The 22158-nt window shown below is 47.8% G+C and carries 19 protein-coding genes and 1 pseudogene; 14 read left to right on the forward strand and 6 right to left on the reverse strand.

Annotated features, from left to right (window positions below):
- Window positions 1-33: 33 nt before the first annotated feature.
- Window positions 34-477 (reverse strand): annotated as a pseudogene (locus FZD51_RS20025) (universal stress protein); the annotation flags it as partial.
- Window positions 478-584: 107 nt separating this feature from the next.
- Here FZD51_RS20025 and FZD51_RS26290 point away from each other — a divergent pair.
- On the forward strand, window positions 585-740 hold the full coding sequence (locus FZD51_RS26290) for a hypothetical protein (protein ID WP_022544273.1): 156 nt from the start codon (window positions 585-587) through the stop codon (window positions 738-740).
- Window positions 741-781: 41 nt separating this feature from the next.
- On the opposite strand, the gene FZD51_RS20030 is transcribed toward FZD51_RS26290, so the two are convergent.
- Window positions 782-2107 (reverse strand): purine-cytosine permease family protein, encoded by a 1326-nt coding sequence (locus FZD51_RS20030; RefSeq protein WP_148976384.1) that lies wholly within the window; start codon window positions 2105-2107, stop codon window positions 782-784.
- Window positions 2108-2355: 248 nt separating this feature from the next.
- Here FZD51_RS20030 and ald point away from each other — a divergent pair, with 248 nt between their 5' ends.
- On the forward strand, window positions 2356-3477 hold the full coding sequence (gene ald / locus FZD51_RS20035; RefSeq protein WP_148976385.1) for an alanine dehydrogenase: 1122 nt from the start codon (window positions 2356-2358) through the stop codon (window positions 3475-3477).
- A gap of 275 nt (window positions 3478-3752) precedes the next feature.
- Here the strand turns inward: ald and FZD51_RS20040 are convergent, their stop codons facing one another.
- Window positions 3753-4847 (reverse strand): M24 family metallopeptidase, encoded by a 1095-nt coding sequence (locus FZD51_RS20040; RefSeq protein WP_148976386.1) that lies wholly within the window; start codon window positions 4845-4847, stop codon window positions 3753-3755.
- Window positions 4848-5005: 158 nt separating this feature from the next.
- On the opposite strand from FZD51_RS20040, the gene FZD51_RS20045 reads away from it, so the two are divergent.
- The 3 genes from FZD51_RS20045 (at window position 5006) to FZD51_RS20055 (ending at window position 7497) form a co-directional block, all read left to right on the forward strand.
- On the forward strand, window positions 5006-5686 hold the full coding sequence (locus FZD51_RS20045; protein ID WP_148976387.1) for a metal-dependent hydrolase: 681 nt from the start codon (window positions 5006-5008) through the stop codon (window positions 5684-5686).
- 107 nt (window positions 5687-5793) lie between these two features.
- A complete protein-coding gene (locus FZD51_RS20050) occupies window positions 5794-6045 on the forward strand; it encodes a hypothetical protein (RefSeq protein ID WP_022544271.1) in 252 nt (83 codons plus the stop codon).
- Between the two features lie 132 nt (window positions 6046-6177).
- Window positions 6178-7497 (forward strand): CBS domain-containing protein, encoded by a 1320-nt coding sequence (locus FZD51_RS20055; RefSeq protein ID WP_148976388.1) that lies wholly within the window; start codon window positions 6178-6180, stop codon window positions 7495-7497.
- 350 nt (window positions 7498-7847) lie between these two features.
- Here FZD51_RS20055 and FZD51_RS20060 read toward each other — a convergent pair whose 3' ends face one another.
- A complete protein-coding gene (locus tag FZD51_RS20060) occupies window positions 7848-8159 on the reverse strand; it encodes a YtpI family protein (protein WP_148976389.1) in 312 nt (103 codons plus the stop codon).
- 180 nt (window positions 8160-8339) lie between these two features.
- On the opposite strand from FZD51_RS20060, the gene FZD51_RS20065 reads away from it, so the two are divergent.
- Entirely contained in the window at window positions 8340-9272 is a 933-nt protein-coding gene (locus FZD51_RS20065; RefSeq protein ID WP_148976390.1) for a DHH family phosphoesterase, read from the forward strand.
- 38 nt (window positions 9273-9310) lie between these two features.
- Here FZD51_RS20065 and ytrI read toward each other — a convergent pair whose 3' ends face one another.
- Together ytrI and ytrH are read right to left on the reverse strand one after the other, a co-directional pair.
- The gene (ytrI, locus tag FZD51_RS20070; protein ID WP_148976391.1) at window positions 9311-9814 is read right to left on the reverse strand and encodes a sporulation membrane protein YtrI; all 504 of its coding nucleotides are present in this window, start codon (window positions 9812-9814) and stop codon (window positions 9311-9313) included.
- Complete coding sequence (ytrH, locus tag FZD51_RS20075) at window positions 9811-10146, reverse strand: sporulation membrane protein YtrH (protein WP_009791343.1); 336 nt, start codon at window positions 10144-10146, stop codon at window positions 9811-9813. The genes ytrI and ytrH overlap by 4 nt, the downstream gene beginning before the upstream one ends.
- 694 nt (window positions 10147-10840) lie before the next feature.
- On the opposite strand from ytrH, the gene dnaE reads away from it, so the two are divergent.
- From dnaE to FZD51_RS20115, 8 genes are all read left to right on the forward strand, one after another.
- Window positions 10841-14200 (forward strand): DNA polymerase III subunit alpha, encoded by a 3360-nt coding sequence (dnaE, locus tag FZD51_RS20080; protein WP_148976392.1) that lies wholly within the window; start codon window positions 10841-10843, stop codon window positions 14198-14200.
- 244 nt (window positions 14201-14444) lie between these two features.
- Window positions 14445-15683: an NADP-dependent malic enzyme gene (ystJ, locus tag FZD51_RS20085; protein WP_148976393.1), complete on the forward strand. Its 1239-nt coding sequence runs from the start codon at window positions 14445-14447 to the stop codon at window positions 15681-15683.
- Between the two features lie 66 nt (window positions 15684-15749).
- Window positions 15750-16316, forward strand: coding sequence for a FadR/GntR family transcriptional regulator (locus tag FZD51_RS20090; RefSeq protein ID WP_262381028.1), 567 nt, complete (start codon window positions 15750-15752; stop codon window positions 16314-16316).
- 198 nt (window positions 16317-16514) lie between these two features.
- Window positions 16515-17381 carry an acetyl-CoA carboxylase, carboxyltransferase subunit beta gene (gene accD / locus FZD51_RS20095; RefSeq protein ID WP_148976394.1) on the forward strand — a complete coding sequence of 289 codons (867 nt, stop codon included), beginning with the start codon at window positions 16515-16517 and terminating at the stop codon, window positions 17379-17381.
- Window positions 17375-18352: an acetyl-CoA carboxylase carboxyl transferase subunit alpha gene (accA, locus tag FZD51_RS20100; RefSeq protein WP_148976395.1), complete on the forward strand. Its 978-nt coding sequence runs from the start codon at window positions 17375-17377 to the stop codon at window positions 18350-18352. Before accD ends, accA begins: the two co-directional genes overlap by 7 nt.
- 271 nt (window positions 18353-18623) lie before the next feature.
- Complete coding sequence (gene pfkA / locus FZD51_RS20105) at window positions 18624-19583, forward strand: 6-phosphofructokinase (protein ID WP_148976461.1); 960 nt, start codon at window positions 18624-18626, stop codon at window positions 19581-19583.
- A gap of 171 nt (window positions 19584-19754) precedes the next feature.
- The gene (gene pyk, locus FZD51_RS20110; RefSeq protein WP_148976396.1) at window positions 19755-21515 is read left to right on the forward strand and encodes a pyruvate kinase; all 1761 of its coding nucleotides are present in this window, start codon (window positions 19755-19757) and stop codon (window positions 21513-21515) included.
- A gap of 184 nt (window positions 21516-21699) precedes the next feature.
- A complete protein-coding gene (locus FZD51_RS20115) occupies window positions 21700-22086 on the forward strand; it encodes an FxsA family protein (RefSeq protein WP_022544267.1) in 387 nt (128 codons plus the stop codon).
- The last annotated feature ends 72 nt before the right edge of the window (window positions 22087-22158 follow it).

Raw genomic sequence — 22158 nt, forward strand, 5'->3', positions numbered from 1 at the left:
AGGGAAGCAGCGGCCTTTAACTGTTATTCCGTGTTCCTTTTCGGTCCTGACCACAAGCACATCACATGGGGCATAGCGGGTGATATGCTCGGAAACGCTGCCGATCAGGAAGCGTTCAACTGCATTCAAACCAGTTGCCCCGCAGACAATCAGATCTGCATGCTTGACCTTGGCAATTTCCTTGGGTATCTTTACTTTCGGAGAACCATAATCTGTCACATATTCCACATTTTCTACTCCAGCCTCCACTGCTTCCTGCTGATATTTTTTAAGCAGCTCGGCTGCAAACATGTCAGCCCTTTCAGCAATCGTCCTGTCATAGGCTTCGACAGTTGCGAAGGTGCGTGTATCGATAATGTGGGCAAGGGTCAGCCTGGCTTTGTTCCTGACTGCGACCCCGACCGCCTTCTTGAAGGCCCATTCCGCTTCCTTGGAACCATCTACTGCTACTAAAATGTTTTTGTAAGTGAGCGTCATTTGCATCTCCTCCTTTACCTTTATTATACATTACCCCAAAATGCATAACTGTTACAGAAATTCGAAAGATAGTATAGATGAAAAAAATCGATAAGGGGGAAATGAAGATGCCAAAAGAGCCGAAAGGGCAGTCTCATTATATCTATGACGACCAGGGACACAGCCAGGTAAGTGCACAAATCATGGATTCGTACAACAGCGGTGTCATCGATCAGGAAAATGGAAGAGTCGACACTTACAGCAGCGAAGAGGAAACAAAATAAAACATTGAAAAAAGTGCAGGGCGCTGTCCTGCACTTTCTCGTTAGTGCCTTCCTTTTCGCAGCTGAAGACAAATGTAAAGGGAAGCGGTGGCTATAAATGAAACAAAACCTGGAGAAGCATTTTCAGGCAGGAGGCTGTAAAAGATGATCCCGAAAGCCATGCTGATGATTGCCTGCTTATTGACAAAACCAGGCTCCCGCAGGACCAGCAGATCTGCCTCAGTCAGCTTCCGCCTTTTAACGAAAAGAAAATCTGCTGCAATAACCGCAGAAATGGGAATGACAAAGGTGCCGAGCAGAGAGATGTATTTCTGCGCTGATTCAACGATATCAGGAAAGCAGCTCAGAATGACCGCAGCGAGCCCGAACAGGCATGCACTTTTTATCCTGCCGAGCCCCTGGAATGTATTCAGCAGACTGAATCCGCCTGTATAGGCGTTGTTCAGGTTGATGGAAATCATCGACATCATGGCACAGGCGAAAATCAGCACCAGCAGGGAAACAGAAGATGTGAGGGTGCTTGCCGACACAAATGGATTCAGCTCTCCCAGGAGGCTTGCAGACAATGCCCCTAAAACGGCTGTGATGGCAAAGCCGGCTGTGTTCCCGGAAAAAAGCCCCCAGAAAGCGCCGCGTTCAGACTTCGCGTACCTTGCCATATCAGAGGAAGCACTTAATCCTGACACGTATTGGACAAAAGCCAGGCTTGAATAGAACAGGAATGAAGAAAACTCCCAGCTGCCATGGTTTAAGATTGCGCTGTGGTCAGTCTGGCCCGCTTTTTGGATCAGCAGGACAAACAGTGCAGCCTGGCCGATCAGCAGAAATGGCATAAAATAGCGGGTTGCTTTTTTCACCGCATCAAAGCCGACAAGCGCCAATATGGCCATGATCAGGGCCAGGCAGACCGACACTGCCAGAAAAGGCAGCCTGACAGAAAAAAGCCTGCTGCCCAGCTCGGTCAGTACAGCAGTTCCGCCGATTGTCTGGACAGCAAACCAGTATAATGAGGTCATAGTACGGATCGGAGACGAAATATATCTTGCCGCCCCTGTGCCAAGCATGCTTCTGATCGCATATTGGGCAGGCAGCCCGTAGCGGGATCCGGGCAGCGTCAAGAAGGACACAAACAGAAAGGCGAAAGCCGCCCCGATCATGGTGGATGCTGCGGCAGCATAAAAAGAAAGGCCCCCTGAAATCACGGCAAGTGCAGGGACAAGGAAATTCCCCGAATTTACCGAAAAGGCCATCTGCAGAATCGTGAAATCATACCAGGGTGTTTGTTTAAGGTGGGAGGGAACGGCCTCCAGCCCGAGCTGCTCAATTTTACCCCGGCTGTCTTTTTGTATGTTGGCAGTTGAAGCCATACTTGCATCAGCTCTCTTTCTAACATACATTTTACAATATTCAGCGGAACTGAAGGATATTTTTTATCTCGGGCACAGAAAGATGTCATCTTAACCGAATAACTCTGCATTTTTAACCAGAGCGTATCCTTACGGCAATGTAAGGGTTTGCAAGCAATAAAAAAATTTTTCTTTCTTCTTTTCCTATAAAGGTGTTATAGTAGTATCGGTTCTACCCTATTTACTATATTTTGCAGGAGGTATGCAGCATGCGTATCGGAATACCCAGAGAGATAAAAAACAATGAAAATCGTGTCGCAATGACACCGGCTGGCGTTGTCAATTTGCTGAACTTTGGCCATGAAGTATTTATTGAAACCCAGGCTGGCATGGGATCCGGTTTCACTGATGAAGATTATACAGCTGCTGGCGCGAAAATTGTAAACAGTGCAGAGGAAGCATGGTCCATGGAAATGGTCATGAAGGTAAAAGAGCCCCTGCCTAGTGAATATGCTTATTTCCGTGAAGGCCTGATTTTATTTACATACTTGCATTTAGCTCCAGAGCCGGAGTTAACAAAGGCTCTGATTGATAATAAAGTGGTTGGGATCGCTTATGAAACGGTCCAGCTTGCCAATCATGCATTGCCTCTTTTGACCCCAATGAGCGAGGTTGCCGGAAGGATGGCTTCCCAGATCGGGGCACAGTTCCTGGAGAAGGTCCATGGCGGCAAAGGGATCCTGTTATCCGGTGTGCCTGGCGTTCAGCGCGGAAAAGTGACAATTATCGGCGGCGGTGTAGCCGGTACGAATGCAGCTAAAATGGCAGTAGGACTTGGTGCAAAGGTGACAATCATCGACCTGAGCCCGGAACGCCTGCGCCAGCTGGATGATATCTTCGGCAATGATGTGACAACATTGATGTCCAATCCTTATAATATAGCAGAAGCGGTCAAAGATTCTGATCTGGTGATCGGTGCCGTTCTCATTCCGGGAGCCAAAGCGCCAAAGCTTGTGACAGAAGAAATGATCATGAGCATGAATCCGGGCTCTGTCGTGGTTGATATTGCGATCGACCAGGGCGGGATCTTTGAGACGACTGACAGGATCACTACCCATGACAACCCAACTTATGAAAAGCATGGCGTTGTTCATTATGCGGTCGCCAATATGCCTGGCGCTGTGCCGCGCACATCGACGATTGCCCTGACAAACGTGACTGTGCCGTATGCGGTCCAGATCGCCAATAAAGGGTATAAGCAGGCATGCACAGACAATGAAGCTCTGCTGAAGGGAATCAATACCCTTAACGGCTATGTTACGTATAAAGCTGTAGCCGAGGCACATGGCCTTGACTATTCTGATACAGCGACGCTGCTTGAGCAGCAGTAAATAGAAAAAGATCCGGAGCTGCTGCTCCGGATCTTTTTGTTGTTAAGGAATTTATAAATTGTAAGACTTGTAGATAATTTTCAATTCTTGATCCACGTCCAGCAGCTGCGCCGAGGTCACAAGCCAAACCTCCCAAAAAGGCAAAGAACGCCTTTCCGGGAGGTTCGTCTTGAGGCCCCCAGGAAGGGGGTCATGCAGACGTTGCCACAGGACGTGGCGTTTTTAGTCTGCGTTCCTTAAGGGTGATCAAGGCGCTTGCGCTTTTGTTCCTTCAATCAGACAAACTGAAGTTCCTTCGGGAATTTCGTTAAAATCTCAACGCCGTTTTCTGTTACGGCCAGATCATCCTCTATCCGGACGCCTGCCACACCAGGAACATAAATGCCAGGCTCAATGGTAAATACCATGCCTTTTTCAAGCTGAAGGGAGTTGGCAGAAGTCAATGAAGGATATTCATGTACACTCACTCCGAGACCGTGGCCAAGGCGGTGAGGGAAGTATTCCCCATAGCCGGCCTCTGCGATGATATTCCTTGCCGTCATATCAATTTCAGAGCAGGCAGCCCCCGGCTTTGATGCCTCCACGGCGGCGAGCTGCGCTTTAAGGACTGTATCATATATTTCTCTCTGCTTCTCGCTGATCTCCCCGTATGCAACAGTACGGGTGATGTCTGAGCAGTAGCCGTCGACTACCACGCCCAAATCAAAAAGGACAAGATCGCCTTTCTTGATTTTTGTCATTCCCGGAGTCCCGTGCGGGGAAGCGCCGTTTGCGCCGGTCAGGACCATCGTGGAGAAGGACATTTCATTGATGCCCTTTTTCTTCAAGGCATACTCGACCGCGGCGAGAACATCCATCTCGGTCTTTCCTTCCTTAATTTCATCACAGCCTGTCTGGATGGCAAAGTCGGCCAGGGCGCATGCTTCACGGATGATTTTCAGCTCCTTGTCATCCTTCACCATCCTGAGCTTTCTCAGCTTCTCTTCTGCAGAAACGAACGCCGCGCCGGAGAATCTAGCAGAAATGGCTTCATATCGCTCTACATTCATATGTTCTTTTTCAACTGCAGCCCTGCTGACCTTCTGATTCCTTTTCTGGATGGCTGAAGAGATGAATTCCCATGGATTATCCGTATCGCTGTAGCCGATGATTTCATAATTCCATCCGGCATTCTTTGCATCATTTTTTTCCATCCCGGGGCAGACCAGGAAAGGCTCTTCATCCTGGAAAACGCCAAGGCCAAGGAGGCGTTCATGCGGATCGCTTAGGAACCCGCTTAAGTAAAAGACATTATCGGGAGAAGTGATAAAGCTGAAGTCAATATCCTCTTCCTTCATCCATTGTGATAACTTGCTGATTCTGCTGTCCATGCAAAAACCTCCTAAATCGTATGTAAGTGCAGCTTGCTTCATGTTAATTGTAAACTTTTAATTGTGAATTAGAAAGGGTATAGGACTATATCAGGGAGGAAATCCTGTATTTTTGTTGAACATTGAATTACATAAGAGTTTGAAGGGAGAAGATAGCGATGAAGGTTTCATACCATGGGCATGCTGTCGTAAAAATTGAATCAAAAGGCAAAGTGATTTTATTCGATCCATTCATTACAGGCAATGAACTGACAGACCTGAAGGCAGAGGACGTCAAACCGGATGTCATCATCCTGACACACGGCCACAGCGACCATCTTGGGGACACAGTGGAATTGGCGAGGAACAATGATTCTCTTGTCATCGCAAATGCCGAGCTTGCAGCTTACTTAGGCTGGCAGGGCATCAGGACGCATGCGATGAGCATTGGAGGCGCTTATGAGTTCGACTTTGGAAAGGTAAAGCTCACACCTGCAATCCACGGAACCGGGCTGATGACAGAAAATAAAGAGATTATCTATCTTGGCATGCCGGCCGGCGTCCTTTTCATGGCTGAGGGCAAAACGGTTTATCATGCAGGAGATACTGCATTATTTTCAGATATGAAGCTGATCGGCGAGCGCCATCCGATTGATGTGGCATTCCTGCCGATTGGCGATAACTTTACAATGGGGCCTGAGGATGCCGCCTATGCAGCTGAGCTGCTGCAGGCAGGGGTGACAGTCCCGATCCATTTCAATACTTTCCCTCCGATCAAACAGGATCCGCAGAAATTTATTGAAATGCTTCCTTCAGGCAAAGGCAAGGTGCTTGAAGCAGGGGAATCCATCGAACTATAAGTGCAGCTGCGGCTGCACTTATTTTTTTCTGCAGCCGCCCCTCCTTCTCTAAAGGTCTTTTTCAGGCATGTCCGCATAGATATAAAATAGAAAAAGGAGGAGTTGCAATGAAAAACAACCGGTATTTACTGTGTATCCTGCTGTGCGGGATGATGCTGTACTATGCGGTCCCCAAGCTGTCGATTGAAAGTCCGGGGGCGGAGGGCATCTTTGCCGGGGCCTGGCTGCTGCTGGCCCTGTTTGTGGTGGCCGGCAATCTATCCGGCCTGCTGTTTTCGCAGGCCAAAGCAAAGGCAAGGCTTTCTGCGGGAGCAGCTGCCAGAAGGAAAAAGAGGCCGGCCAGGAGCTTCAGCAAATAACCTGAGGGCTTCTGTCCTGCGGATATGTGTTATAAAATCAATCGTTAAATTGAATCGGCCGGGAATTCACCTTATAATAAAATAAGAAAAATTTACAAGACGAACAGCAATTTTAAATAAAGGGTGAAGGTTTTGGCTACTAAGCATGAACAAATTCTGCAATATATAGATGAGCTTCCGATCGGCGAGAAAATATCTGTCAGGCAGATAGCAAAGGCCTTGTCGGTCAGTGAGGGAACGGCTTACCGTGCAATCAAGGATGCTGAAAATAAAGGATATGTGAGCACGATTGAAAGAGTCGGCACCATCAGGATCGAAAGGAAGAAAAAAGAGAATATTGAAAAGCTGACATTTGCTGAAGTGGTCAATATTGTAGACGGGACTGTCCTTGGAGGGCGCGACGGCCTCCATAAAACCCTTAATAAATTCGTGATCGGCGCCATGAAGCTGGAAGCCATGATGCGCTATACAGGCGCCGGGAACCTGCTGATCATAGGAAACAGGACACGTGCCCATGAGCTTGCCCTGAAAGCAGAGGCGGCGGTCCTGATTACAGGCGGATTCGATACGGATGATGAGGTCAAAAAGCTGGCAGATGACCTTCAGCTGCCGATCATCTCTACTAGCTATGATACATTTACTGTTGCCACGATGATCAACAGGGCAATCTATGATCAGCTGATCAAAAAAGAGATCGTCATGGTAGAGGATATTTTGACCCCTCTGCAGGAAACGGTGTTCCTTTATTCCTCTGAAACTGTTTCAGAATGGCATGGCCGCAACAGGGAAACCCTTCACAGCCGCTTCCCTGTCGTGGATCAGAATATGAAAATACAGGGCATGATCACTTCAAAGGATATCATGGGACATGCTCCGGAATCACCTATTGATAAGCTGATGACCAAAAGCCCGATGACTGTAAACGGGAAGACAAGTGTAGCATCAGCTGCCCATATGATGGTCTGGGAAGGCATCGAGGTTCTTCCAGTTGCCGATGAAGCCAATCGGCTCCAGGGGATCATCAGCAGGCAGGATGTACTCAAGGCGCTGCAGATGATCCAGAGGCAGCCGCAGGTGGGAGAGACAATTGATGATACTATAACAAGCCAGCTGGTCCTGTCGCGGGGAAAGGTGAGGGGAGAAGATGTATACCGCTGCGAGGTCAGTCCCCAGATGACCAATCCGCTCGGCACAATCTCTTACGGCGTGTTCACAACCATTGTCACCGAAGCAGCCAACAGAGTCCTGAGAAGCTATAAAAAAGGGGATCTTGTTGTTGAGAATATGACTATCTACTTCCTGAAGCCTGTCCAGATCGACAGTGTACTCGAAATTGTTCCAAAAATACTTGAAGCCGGGCGCAAATTCGGCAAAGTAGACGTCGAAGTCTTCAGCGAAGGCATCCTCGTAGGAAAAGCCATGATGATGTGCCAGCTCATTGACCGGCATTAAGAAAAGCGGAGGGCGCTTGCCCAGCCCCGACAAGCTTAAGGCGAGCAGAGCGAAAGGTTCGTACTTTAACCTTTTGATCTGCTTGACTTAAGACCTCGAGGGGCTAGCGCCCGGAGCTGGGCATTAAGAAAAGCGGAGGGCGCTTGCCCAGCCCCGACAAGCTTAAGGCGAGCAGAGCGAAAGGTTCGTACTTTAACCTTTTGATCTGCTTGACTTAAGACCTCGAGGGGCTAGCGCCCGGAGCTGGACATTAAGAAAAGCGGAAGCGGCTTGCCATGAGGCAGCATCCGGATCTTAAACCAACATAAATAAAAGCCGCTTCCATAAGGAACGGCTTTTTGAAAAAAGCTTTAATTTTGCTGTTTGCGGATTTCCTCTGCTTCCTTAGCGGCATATGGAAGATAATGCTGGTAGGCTTTAAAGCCTGCCCAGACATTGATTCCGCCAAGAATAATGAAGACAGCGGCGACGATATAGGTGACAGTTGTGCTGTAAAGGAAGAGCTGGTTGATGCCGAATAAGGCGACAAACAGTCCCAGCGCGATGCTTGACTTGGCAGACAGCCACTTTTTTTCCGCAGGCCTCCGGCTTCTCACAGTCTTTATTTTATAGAATACATAGAATGCAATGGAAATAACAATCAGTATGACTAAAACAGGCATTTGAATTCCTCCGGGCATCATTCTCTTTGGATTAATATAAGTGTCAGCCTGATTATGAGCCGGCACCTATATTATTTTAACGATAATCAGGAGGAAAAGCCATAAAAAGAGCAGGCCGTTTCTTTTTCTTTTGATTCTTTTATGCTAATAATTAGATATTCTTTCTAAAAGGAGATCACAATGAAATCAAAAATTCTTGATGAAATAAAAAAATATGATACCATCATCCTTCACCGCCATGTAAGGCCTGATCCTGATGCATACGGATCCCAGGGAGGGCTGGCGGAAATCATTAAAACATCTTTCCCGGAAAAAACGGTATATACGGTCGGGAAGGAGGAAGAGTCGCTGAACTTCATGAGGCGGCTTGACAGCATCCCGGATGAAGCTTATAAAGGGGCTTTGGTCATCGTGTGCGACACGGCCAATCAGGAGCGGGTCTGTGACCAGAGATATACGATGGGCGATAAGCTCATTAAAATCGACCATCATCCGAACGAAGATCCTTATGGCGACCTTATGTGGGTTGATACCGATGCCAGCTCTGTGAGTGAAATGATCTATGAGTTCTACCTGGAGGGGAAGGATGCAGGACTAAAGATGTCTGATGAGGCAGCCAGGCTGATATACGGGGGAATTGTCGGGGATACGGGACGATTCCTGTTTCCGAGCACAACGGAAAAAACCTTTGAAATTGCTGGTGAATTGATCCGCTATAATTTTTCACGGACAGATCTTTACGACAAAATGTATGAGCTGAAGCCGAATGTCGTCAAACTGAACGGATATGTTCTGCAGAATTTCGAGGTTCTTGCCAACGGCGCAGCATCTGTGACAATCAGCAGGGAGCTTCAGGAGCAATACGGACTTAAGGCTTCAGATGCATCTCTTCTTGTCGGGGTACTTGGCAATGTCCAGGGAATCAAGGCATGGGTATTCTTTATCGAGGAAGAAGATCAGATCAGGGTCCGCCTCCGTTCAAAGGGGCCGGTCATCAATGGCCTGGCCAAGAAGTATAAAGGCGGGGGACATCCCCTGGCAGCAGGAGCTTCCATCCATTCATGGGCAGAAAAGAATGATGTTATCAAAGATTTGGAGGAAATCTGCCTGTAAAAGGCTGAAAGGGCGCCGGTATAATGGGCGCCCTATCCTTAGTCTTCAAAAGAGATCTTCAAGGAAATCGTCAATGTTGTAAAAATGACCATTTCACTTACTTCCAGGCGGTATCTTTTATCATTGATGCGGAATGTCCGGTTTTCTATGACTTTCCTGATCAGTCCTGTATTTTTCGATACGCTTTCCATATCCTTTGCCACCAGAATTCTTATATCCTCCTTGACGCTGTCCTCGACCTGAAGCACACTCAATGTATCAAGCTTATATTTATCAGCATTGGTTATTTTTACTTTTATATCCTGGACAGTCATCTGTTTCAGGCTTTTCTTGTTCTGTTCCTTGAAGCTTTCCTGCCAGAGCTTGATATCATTTCTTAGCCCTGCAATTGTTTCTTCCTGTTTTTCTATCTTAAAACTGTAATCCTCCTGCCATACGCCAAAGATGAACAAAAAGATGAACCAGCTGACGGCGCCCCCAATGGCCATGCCGGCAAACAGCTGCTGCCATGCCGGCTTCCTGTAATAAGGAGGGATCCTCATGATATATGCTCCTGTGTGAGCCAGCTGATGATCAGTGCCCCCGTTTGTGCTCCGCCCAATGCGGAAAGAATGAGCATGAACTGTTTGAAGATATCTTTTGTCTCTCCCTGGAACAGCCCTCTTTCAAAGCTGTACACAGCATCAAAAGTGCCCCCGATCGCGGCGACGATTGCCCAGATCCTGATCATATTGGAGAGGCGGAACACCTCAGTCAGAGGCGGCTTGCCGGTCAGGAAAGCTGCAAGCCCCCCGATGATCGATCCTCCGATCAAAACACCCAGTGCAATAAAATAGCTTTCCATCATTGAAGCAAAAAATGGCTGGTGTTTCATAGTGTAATCCTTCCTTATCGAGATAGTCGCTCGTTTAAAAGACTCATAAATTTCCCCTATTCCATCTTATGGACAAACTTCAGCTATTATGTTCAGGATCAGGAAAGTTTGGAGGGATTTTTAAGGCAGATGATCAAGGCTTTTCCGCATTTCTTTTTGTCCAGCTACGGGAGCTAGCCCCTCGAGGTCTTAAGTCAAGCAGATCAAAAGGTTAAAGAGCAAACCTTTCGCTCTGCTCGCCTTAAGCTTGTCGGGGCTGGGCAAGCTCCCTCCGCATTTCGTACTGTCCAGCTCCAGCGGCTAGAGACTCGAGTCATAAGCCACCTGAGAATTAAAGGCAAAGAGCGCCTTTTATTCTCAGGCGTCTTATGCTGGGCCCGCAGGACGTGGCGTTCTTAGCCTGCGTTCCTTAATTGGGCGAGCCGCTTCCGCTTTTCTACTGTCCAGCTCCAAAGCCTAGCCCCTCGAGTCATAAGCCAAACAGGCCAGAAGGTTAAAGAACAACCTTCCGTCCTGCTCGTCTTATGCTTGTCGGGGCTGATCAAGGCTTTTCCGCATTTCGTGTTTTCTTTTTGGAAACGGACGTTCTATAATTGATATTATAAAAGTTTCTTTCTAGTGCGGGGCCGGCGGGAGAGGTTGAAGATTCCTGCCAGGCTTTGTGCCCGGAACGACGGATTAAGGGTGTGAGGTTATGTCATTTATTCACCTTCATGTATATAGTGCATACAGCCTGCTGACAAGTACGGTTTCGGTTGAACAGCTTGTTGCGCGGGCAAAGCAGAAAGGCTTCAGCGCCATTGCTTTGACAGACCGGAATGTAATGTATGGTACGGTTCAGTTTTACAAGGAATGTCTCAAGCATTCTATTAAACCAATCATCGGCCTTTGTGCAGATATTGAATCCGGGGCAGGGGAAAAGGGACCGAGCCCTTTAGTGCTCCTGGCCCAAAACCAGGAGGGCTTCCAGAACCTCCTGAAAATTACGAGCACTCTTCAAACGAAAGCGGACGGGGGAATCCCGGTCAAATGGCTGAAGCATTATTCCTCAGGGCTTATTGCCCTTACGCCGGGTTTGGAAGGAGAAATCGAACAGTATATTGCCGGTGATGAAGAAGAGAAGGCGCTTGAATCCATCCGACTCTATACAGAGATTTTTGGAAAAGACCGGTTTTATCTGGCCTATCAGGATCATGGCCTTCCGGAAGAAAAGAAGATAAACAGAAAGCTGAAGGAATTGTCTGTAAATCATGGCATCCAGACAGCTGCGGCAAACCAGGTGTTTTACGCCGAAAAAGAAGATGCTTTTGCCCAGGAATGCCTTCTGGCCATTAAAAATGGCGATAAACTGCAGGACGAAAACCGTTTCCGTCTTCAAAGCGATGAATATTATCTTAAGACAGCAGAAGAAATGTCAGAGGTTTTTGCAGAAAGCACTGAAGCACTGGAGAATACCGTTAAAATCATGGAGCAGTGCAATGTCATGCTGGAGCTTGATAAGAAGCATCTGCCAAAATATCCTGTCCCGGAGGGCGATGCGGATACACTGCTGGAAGAGCTGTGCTGGAAGGGATTTGCGGAGCGTTATCCCGAGGCTTCGGAGGTTCATCGCACACGCCTTTTATATGAGTTAGGCATCATTAAAAAAATGAGGTTCAGCGATTATTTTCTGATTGTCTGGGATTTTATCAAATTCTCCAGGGAAAACGGCATCCTTACTGGCCCTGGCCGGGGATCTGCGGCCGGATCCATGGTGTCGTACGTCCTTTATATAACCGATGCTGACCCAATTGAGCATGAGCTCCTGTTTGAGCGCTTTCTGAATCCTGAACGGATATCCATGCCTGATATTGATATAGACTTTCCAGACCATAGAAGGGATGAGGTCATCAGATATGTCGCAAAGAAATACGGCGAGCTTCATGTGGCCCAGATTATCACTTTCGGCACGCTGGCAGCCAAAGCGGCAATGCGGGATACCGGGAGGGTATTCGGCCTGAATGCAAAAGAGCTTGAGCAGGTTTCTCGCCTGATCCCGTCACGACCGGGCACAAACCTAGAAACAGCCTACAAAGAATCAGAACAGCTGCGGGCTTTTGCGGCTGAATCCAGCCTGAATAAGAGGTTATTTGAAACAGCGCTGAAAATCGAAGGGCTTCCAAGGCATACATCCACACACGCTGCAGGTGTGGTTATCAGCGAATTTCCCCTCGTTAATGTGGTTCCAATCCAGCAGGGCCATGAAGGAGTCTATTTGACACAATACTCAATGGAGCATCTGGAGGCTGCCGGCCTTTTAAAAATGGACTTCCTGGGGCTGCGCAATCTTTCCCTTATTGAAACGATTTTATCCTCCATTCAGCGGAAAACAGGAAAGAAACCTGATATAAAAAAGATTCCCCTGGATGATGAAAAGACATACCGGCTTCTGAGCTCCGGAGAGACGACAGGTGTCTTCCAGCTTGAATCTGATGGGATGCGGAATGTACTCAAGAAGCTGAAGCCGACCAGATTTGAAGATATTGTGGCGGTCAATGCACTATACAGGCCGGGGCCGATGGAGAATATCCCATCCTTCATTAACAGGAAACATGGGAAGGAGCCGATTTCTTACCCGCATCCGGATTTGAAGCCGTATTTAGAGAAAACATATGGGGTCATTGTCTACCAGGAGCAAATCATGCAGATTGCTTCCAAGATGGCCGGCTTCTCTTTGGGAGAAGCAGATTTGCTGAGAAGGGCTGTCAGCAAAAAGCAGAAGGATGTGCTGGACCGGGAGAGGGCCCATTTTGCATCAGGTGCCGTGAGCAGCGGCTATGACGAGAAAACAGCTCAGGAAGTTTACGACCTGATTGTACGTTTTGCAAATTACGGCTTTAACAGAAGCCACGCTGTAGCCTACAGCTTTATCGCTTACCAGCTTGCTTATTTGAAAGCTAATTATCCTTTGAACTTTATGGCCGCACTCCTTTCACAGGCTTCAGGCAATGAAGATAAGCTTGCCCAGTATATCCGTGAGCTGAAGCATCTGGGGCTCACGCTTCTTCCGCCATCAATCAATTCGAGCGGCTATAGCTTCCAGGCAGAGAGCGGCGGCATCCGCTACAGCCTTGCAGCAGTGAAAGGGATAGGCGCCTCTGTCCTGAAGGATGTCTTCCACGCCCGAAGGCAGAAGCGTTTTGAGGATTTGTTTGATTTTTGCATGAGGGTACCTGCAAAGTCAGCCACCCGGAAAATTATGGAGGCATTTGTGCATTCCGGCAGCTTCGACGAATTCGGGGAGGACCGCGCTGTTTTGCTTGCCACTCTGGATATAGCGATTGAGCATGCAGAACTGGTCAAGCCGGATGAGTCCGGCCAGGAGGATTTCTTCTCTGGAGATGAATTTTCCATTAAGCCGAAGTACGCGGAAAATGACCCCATCCGCATTGAAGATAAGCTTCAGTATGAAAAAGAGTATCTTGGGCTTTATCTGTCAGACCACCCTGTTTCCGTGTATGCTGCCAGTTTTGCTTCCCTTGGTGTCACACAGCTTGCGGATATGGAACCTGGCAGCCGGAATATTAGGACTGCCGCTTATCTTTCAGAAGTAAAAAAAATCAGGACGAAGAAGGGAGAGGCCATGGCTTTCCTGTCCCTGAATGACCAGAGCGGAGAAATGGAGGCAGTCGTGTTCCCTGCGGTATATAAAAGGGATTCTGCACTTCTGAAGCAGGGAGCGATCCTTCTCTTGGAAGGCAAAGCCGAGGAGCGGGATGGAAAGAGGCAGTTTATTGTGAACCGTGCGGCAGATATGGGACAGGCAGCAGCAGAAGCAGGCAAACATGAGAGGACCTTATATTTGAAGGTCCCTGAAGATATAGAAACAGCTGAAGGCCTGAAGGAGCTCAAAGCAATCCTGGGGAATAACCCTGGATCAGTTCCGGTCGTCCTGCATTATGCAGGATCTCAAAAGACGATCCGCCTGGCAGAAGGAAACGGAGCAGATGCTTCAGAAAAGCTGGTGAAAGATCTGGGCAGCGTGCTGGGCACTGAAAATGTAATTTTAAAATAGTGGAATTCTTGCCTGTTTCAGGCAGGAATTTTGCTTCTTCCGGCCGAAAGGTTACAGCAGCAAGTCTTCCTGAAATTAGGCAGGGACGGGCGAAAATCCGACATTAGGACCGGTTGTTTTGTCTTTACATCAAATCAGGATATGTTATATTGGTAAATAGATTGACTGGTCTGACCACTAAAAATAAGTCATTTAATAATATAGCAAATGAAACCTTTCTGCTTAAACGAAGGAGTGAGCCGTTTTGACACTAAGAGAAGAAGCTTTGCATATGCACCGCGAAAACCAGGGGAAGCTGGAGTCGAAATCCAAGGTCCAGGTACGGAATGCCAAGGATCTGAGCCTTGCTTATTCACCGGGAGTGGCTGAGCCGTGCAAGGCGATATATGATAAACCTGAATCAGTATATGAGTATACAATGAAGGGCAATATGGTTGCTGTAGTATCAGACGGGACAGCCGTGCTTGGACTCGGCAACATCGGCCCGGAGGCTGCGCTTCCTGTAATGGAAGGGAAAGCGGTCCTTTTTAAAAGCTTTGCAGGGGTTGATGCTTTTCCCATCTGCCTGAATACAACCGATATTGATAAAATCGTTGAAACTGTAAAGCTTCTTGAGCCAACCTTCGGGGGCGTCAATCTGGAGGATATTGCGGCTCCTAATTGCTTCGTGATTGAAGAAAGGCTGAAAAAAGAAACGAATATCCCGATTTTCCACGATGACCAGCATGGCACAGCGATCGTGACAGTTGCAGGAATGGTCAATGCCCTTAAGCTTGCAGGTAAAAAAATGAATGAGGTCAAAGTCGTAGCCAATGGTGCAGGCGCTGCAGGAATTGCCATCATTAAGCTTTTGTACAGCTATGGCGTCAGGGATATCATCATGTGTGATACTAAAGGCGCTATTTATGAAGGCAGGCCGCAGGGCATGAATGATATTAAAAATGAAGTGGCGAAATACACGAACCGCGACAATAAGCAAGGCGGCCTTGCAGATGCAGTTGTCGATGCAGACGTATTTATCGGTGTTTCTGTTGAAGGAGCCCTGACAGCCGAAATGGTCAGGACGATGAAGCAGGATCCGATTATTTTTGCGATGGCCAATCCAAATCCGGAAATCATGCCTGAAGAAGCTAAAGAGGCAGGCGCGATGGTAGTGGGCACAGGAAGGTCGGATTTCCCGAACCAGGTGAATAATGTCCTTGCTTTCCCTGGAATCTTCCGCGGAGCTCTGGATGTGAGGGCAACACATATAAATGAGAAAATGAAAGTGGCTGCGGTCGAAGCAATTGCAAGCCTGGTCAGCACCGAGGAGCTGACTGCAGACTACGTCATTCCGGGACCGTTTGATCCGCGGGTTGCGCCGGCGGTGGCTGCAGCGGTAGCGAGGGCAGCCATGGAGACGGGCGTTGCCAGGATCAAAGTGGATCCTGAAGAAGTAAAGGCAAAAACAAGCCGACTTGCAGTCATTGGAAAAAGTGAGTGATCAGAGAGCGTGAATTTGTCGGAAGGCTCCAAAGTATATGTTGAAATCGTGAAGGAATTAAGATCGATGATCCAGGAAGATGGCTTGAAGCCCGGGGACAAATTGCCTTCTGAACGGGAACTGACAGAGCGCCTGAATGTCGGGCGCTCTTCCGTCAGGGAAGCGCTGCGTGCGCTTGAACTGCTTGGCCTTATTGAGACAAGGCGCGGGGAAGGGACATTCATCCGTGACTTCAGGGGGCACCAGCTTGTACAATTATTGAGTACATTCATCCTGCAGGATGAAAGGTCAAAGCATGATGTCAGGGAAACCAAATACCTGATTGAGATGGACTGCCTGTGGCTGGTCATGCGCAAGGCAGAAGATGCCCAGCTTCTGGAGCTGCGGAAGTGGGTGGATTCATCTGCTTTTGCAGATGATGATTTTTTTTACAAGATTGTCAGCCTGGCTGATAACCATCTGTTCATCAGAATGTGGCTGATCCTGAAAGATTATTACAATTCACTGCATCTGCAAGGAGCAGATGCCAGACTCGAAGAGTATACAAATCTTATCGACGCTCTTTCTACCCGGAAAGAATCAGAAGTCAGAAGAGTGTACCGGGATTTGAGGAAATTGTCGATTCAGCGGTGACAGTTTTTTGCAGATTCTGCAAAAAGATTGTTCTATATTGATAGGGACAAACATACGAAGCGCCTGAAAAGGCTTCGTTTTTTAGGTCGGTGGTCTGACCACTGGATCTTAAGCAGTATTCAAGTATATTGGGGCTGATAGTTCCTGAGGCATTTGCCTGATATTAATTGCTTATGTAACGAATGGGGGAGGTTCACCTTGCTTAAAGATATATTCAGTAAACCTAAAAAGAAGAAATATGCAACCATACCTTCGGAAACCGCAAAGCATGATGTTCCAGAGGGAATTATGACGAAATGTCCTAATTGCAAAAAGATCATGTATACGAAAGAGCTGTCAAAAAATCTAAAAGTGTGCTTCCATTGCCAGCACCATCATTCCATGAATTCCCGTGAGCGGCTTAACAGCTTCCTCGATCCGCATACTTTTGAAGAGCTGGATGCTAATATGATTTCTGAAAATCCGCTTGGCTTTCCGGATTATGCAGAGAAGCTGGAGAAAGACCGCAAGAAGACAGGCATCAATGAAGCTGTCGTAACGGGGACTGGTGAAGTGGAAGGCATGAAAGTTTCTGTAGCTGTAATGGATTCGACTTTCCGGATGGGAAGCATGGGATCTGTAGTCGGGGAGAAGATCACCCGCGCAATTGAAAAAGCGGATGAACTGTCTGTTCCGTTCATCATTTTCACTGCTTCCGGCGGCGCAAGGATGCAGGAAGGGGTACTCAGCCTTATGCAGATGGCCAAGACAAGCGTTGCGCTGAAACGCTTCAGCGATAATGGCGGCCTGATCATCTCGATCATGACCCATCCTACTACAGGAGGCGTTTCAGCAAGCTTTGCCTCGCTGGGGGATTACAATTTGGCAGAGCCTGGAGCACTGATCGGTTTTGCGGGCAGGAGGATCATTGAACAGACGATAAGGGAAGAACTGCCTGAAGATTTCCAGACGTCTGAATTCCTGCTTAAGCATGGCCAGCTTGATGCAGTGATTTCAAGGACGGAGCTGAAGGAGAAAGTAGCCAGCATACTCAGCATTCATCAAGGAGGTGACTTCGAATGGTAGGAGAACTTGAATTTGAAAAGCCGGTCGTCGAACTGAAAAAGAAAATTGCCGAGCTGAAGGATTTTACTAAAGATGCAGAAGTCGACCTTTCTGCCGAAATAAACAAGCTTGAAAACCGCCTTGAGAAGCTGGAAAAGGATATTTATGAGAATCTGAAGCCCTGGGACAGGGTGCAGATTGCACGCCATCCTTCCCGGCCAACGACGCTTGATTATATATCCCACATCTTTACTGACTTTTTTGAGTGCCATGGAGACAGGGCCTTTGGGGATGATGAAGCCATTGTTGGGGGTATTGCAAAGTTCAGGGGGCTTCCTGTCACGGTAATCGGCCAGCAGCGCGGCAAGGACACCAAGGAAAATATACGCAGGAATTTCGGGATGCCTCATCCTGAAGGCTACCGCAAGGCACTCCGTCTGATGAAGCAGGCGGAGAAGTTTGGCCGTCCGATCATTTGCTTCATTGACACGAAAGGCGCTTATCCCGGGAAGGCAGCAGAAGAGCGGGGACAGAGCGAAGCCATTGCCCGAAATCTATTTGAGATGGCTGGCCTTACGGTGCCTGTCCTTTGTGTCGTCATCGGTGAAGGCGGCAGCGGAGGCGCCCTGGCATTGGGAGTCGGGGACCGCATTATGATGCTTGAAAACTCCACCTACTCCGTAATCTCACCAGAAGGGGCAGCAGCCATTCTCTGGAAAGATGCAGCCCAGGCGAAAAGGGCGGCAGAGTCAATGAAGATCACCGCACCGGATCTGAAAGAGCTTGGAGTTGTTGACGAAGTGATCCCGGAAATCAAAGGGGGAGCGCATAAAGATGCGAGAGGACAGGCCTTCGAAATCGAGAGCATTTTGTACTCTGCACTGAAGGAATTGAAAGGCTTGCCGGTGGAGCAGCTTGTCAGCCAAAGATATGAAAAATATAAGTCGATCGGTGAATACTCGTTTTTGAATGACTATATTGGGGTAAATTAAAAAAACGTGCTTCCAGCACGTTTTTCTTTTACTCCACATGGAAAAAGTCGTCCAGCTTCGGGTTAAACGCTTTCATTTTAGCGATAATTCCGTCTTTTGCTGTTTCGTGCAGGATTAAGTTGAGATAGACAATTCTTCATGGTATTTTAGAAATATTCCCTGCTATTATGTTTATAATAAGAGGGTATGAACTATCCTCTCTAATATAGATCTTTCCTATTTTATCCATTTACATAGTTTATTGCTATTGACAATTAATGAGGTGATTATGTTGAAACGAATTGGCGTATTAACAAGCGGAGGGGACGCTCCCGGAATGAATGCAGCTGTGCGTGCCGTAGTCCGAAAGGCGATCTTCCATGAAATTGAAGTATATGGCGTTTTCGGCGGATATGCAGGCTTGATCAGCGGCAATATCAAGAAACTGGAGCTCGGTTCAGTCGGCGATATTATACACCGCGGCGGCACAATGCTTTATTCAGCAAGATGCGAAGAGTTCAAGACAAAAGAAGGACAGCAAAAAGGGATCGATCAGCTTAAAAAGCATGGCATTGACGGACTTGTCGTAATCGGCGGGGATGGTTCCTACATGGGCGCTAAAGCCCTGACTGAGCAAGGCTATCCTTGTGTAGGCGTACCGGGCACAATCGACAACGATATCCCTGGTACAGAATTTACAATCGGCTTTGACACGGCTTTGAATACAGTTATTGATGCGATTGACAAAATCCGCGATACAGCTACATCTCATGAAAGAACCTTCATCATTGAGGTTATGGGCCGGAATGCAGGCGATATCGCCCTTTGGGCCGGCCTTGCAGGCGGAGCAGAAACCATTTTGATCCCTGAAGAAAATTACGATATGAATGATATCGCAGAACGTCTGCAAAAAGGGAATGAACGCGGCAAGAAGCATAGTATCATCGTGGTTGCTGAAGGTGTATGCAGCGGCCATGAGTTCGGAAAGCAGCTGAAAGAAGCCACCGGCACTGATAACCGGATTTCAACACTGGGCCATATCCAGCGCGGCGGATCTCCGACTGCTTTTGACCGTGTGCTGGCAAGCAGGCTCGGCGCCCGTGCTGTGGAATTGCTGCTGGATGGCAAAGGCGGCCGTGCAGTAGGCATGGAGCAGAATAAATTGGTTGATTATGATATTATTGAAGCATTGGGCAGAAAGCACACCATTGACCTTGACTTGTACAAGCTGTCACAGGAGCTTTCCATTTAAAGAAAATGGCGGAGGCTTGTGAGGAAGCCTCTCCGCCTTTTTCATCTGGGCCGGCTGATCGGATTAAGGAGCCGGAACGCCCTGGATTATGAACGCAATGGCTTGCAGAAGCAAGCACAGGTACAGCAGGAGGAATCCTACTGTGCAAATATATCAGGAGGTTTGTGAAATATGCGCAAAACGAAAATCGTTTGTACGATTGGCCCTGCCAGTGAAAGTATTGAGAAATTGACACAGCTGATTGAAGCTGGAATGAACGTCTCCCGTCTGAATTTTTCCCACGGAGATTTTGAAGAACATGGAGCAAGGATCAAAAACATCCGCGAGGCTTCAAAAAGCACTGGCAAGACGGTAGCAATCCTGCTAGATACAAAAGGACCTGAAATCCGTACAAACAATATGGAAAACGGGGCAGTCGAGCTGGAAGCCGGAAACAATATCATTGTTTCAATGAATGAAGTCCTGGGGAATGCCGATAAATTTTCAGTTACATACGCTGGACTGATTGACGATGTCCATACTGGCTCAAAAATCCTGCTGGATGACGGCCTGATTGGATTAGAAGTAACAAAGATTGATAAGGCTAACAGTGAAATCCATACAAAGATCCTCAACAGCGGAACTTTGAAAAATAAAAAAGGTGTTAACGTTCCAGGCGTTTCTGTAAAACTTCCAGGAATCACTGAGAAGGATGCGAATGATATCCTTTTTGGAATTGAGCAGGGAGTAGACTTCATTGCTGCATCATTCGTGCGCCGTGCTTCGGATGTACTGGAAATCAGGCAGCTGCTTGAAGATAATAATGCTTCACATATCCAAATCATACCTAAGATCGAAAACCAGGAAGGCGTCGACAATATCGATGAAATCCTTGAAGTATCTGACGGTCTGATGGTAGCCCGCGGCGACCTTGGCGTTGAAATCCCTGCAGAAGAGGTTCCTCTTGTGCAAAAAAGCCTGATCAAGAAGTGCAATATTCAAGGCAAGCCTGTTATTACTGCTACACAGATGCTTGATTCCATGCAGCGGAATCCGCGCCCGACGCGTGCAGAAGCAAGCGATGTGGCCAATGCGATCTTTGACGGCACAGATGCCATCATGCTATCCGGTGAAACAGCAGCAGGCACATATCCGGTAGAAGCAGTGCAGACGATGCACAATATCGCTTCCCGTGCGGAATCAGCGCTTGATCATAAAGAAATCCTTTCTAACCGCAGCAAGGATAACGAACATAATATCACAGATGCGATCGGCCAGTCTGTGGCACATACAGCTTTGAATCTCGAGGTTAATGCAATCATCACCCCAACGGAAAGCGGCCATACAGCAAGGATGATTTCAAAATATCGTCCAAAGGCTCCGATTGTTGCGGTAACTTCCAAGGAATCTGTTACACGCCGCCTTTCATTGGTTTGGGGAGTATATCCTCAGGTCGGACAGGAAGCTTCAACGACGGATGATATGCTGGATTCAGCTGTACAGGAAAGCATGAACAGCGGACTTGTAGGTTCAGGCGACCTGGTTGTCATCACTGCGGGTGTCCCTGTTGGCGAGGCAGGTACAACGAATCTGATGAAAATTCACGTGATTGGCGATGCAGCACTGAGAGCACAGGGCATCGGCCGCAAATCAGCGTTCGGGAAAGTGGTTGTCGCAAAGGATGCAAAAGAGGCGATTGAAAAGGTCACGCAAGGTTCCATTCTTGTCACAGTCGGCTCTGACCGTGAAATGGTTCCAGCCATCGAAAAATGCAGTGCCCTGATTACTGAAGAAGGCGGATTGACAAGCCATGCAGCTGTTGTCGGCCTGAACCTTGGAATTCCTGTCATCGTGGGTGCGGAAAACGCTACTTCCATTTTCAAGGATGGCCAGGAAATCACAGTCGATTCACGCAGAGGCATCATCTATAATGGACATGCAAGCGTCCTGTAATTAAGAAAAGAAGAAGGGTTTTTTCTCCCTTCTTCTTTTTTGTCTAAAATTAAATTTATGATTGCTGTTCCTGCATAATTGGTCTTTTAAGCCATACAGTTTTATAATAGGGACAGGCAGGTATACTAGAAAAAATGTCTTTTGGCATGTAATCCATCACCTGTTCGAGACTGGAGGAAAAGAAATGCGCTATATTCTTCTGCTGTTGATCGTCATCCCGGCAGCTGAAATAGGAGTTCTTCTGCTGTCAGGAAAGGTCATCGGTGTATGGCTGACCATCCTGCTCATCATTTGTACCGGCCTGCTTGGTGCATACCTGGCTAAGAAGCAGGGGCTTGAGACAATCCGCAGGGTACAGGAACAGCTCGGCCGCGGCCAGCTTCCGGGAGATGCGGTCCTGGATGGCATCTGCATCCTTGTCGGCGGCACGCTGCTCTTGACGCCCGGGTTTATTACAGATATAACTGGTTTCCTTCTGCTGCTGCCCCCTTCAAGGATATTCTTCAAAAATATCCTGATGAAAATTTTCAGGAGCAGGATTCAAAGAGGAAACATTAAGATTATCAGATAGAAAGAAAGTCTGCCCTGGAGCAGCGGGTTCCTTATCCCCCGCCTCCTGCATGGCAGACTTTCTTCTTTTCAT

Source organism: Bacillus infantis (genome assembly GCF_008180445.1).
GTDB lineage: Bacteria > Bacillota > Bacilli > Bacillales > Cytobacillaceae > Bacillus_AB > Bacillus_AB infantis_B.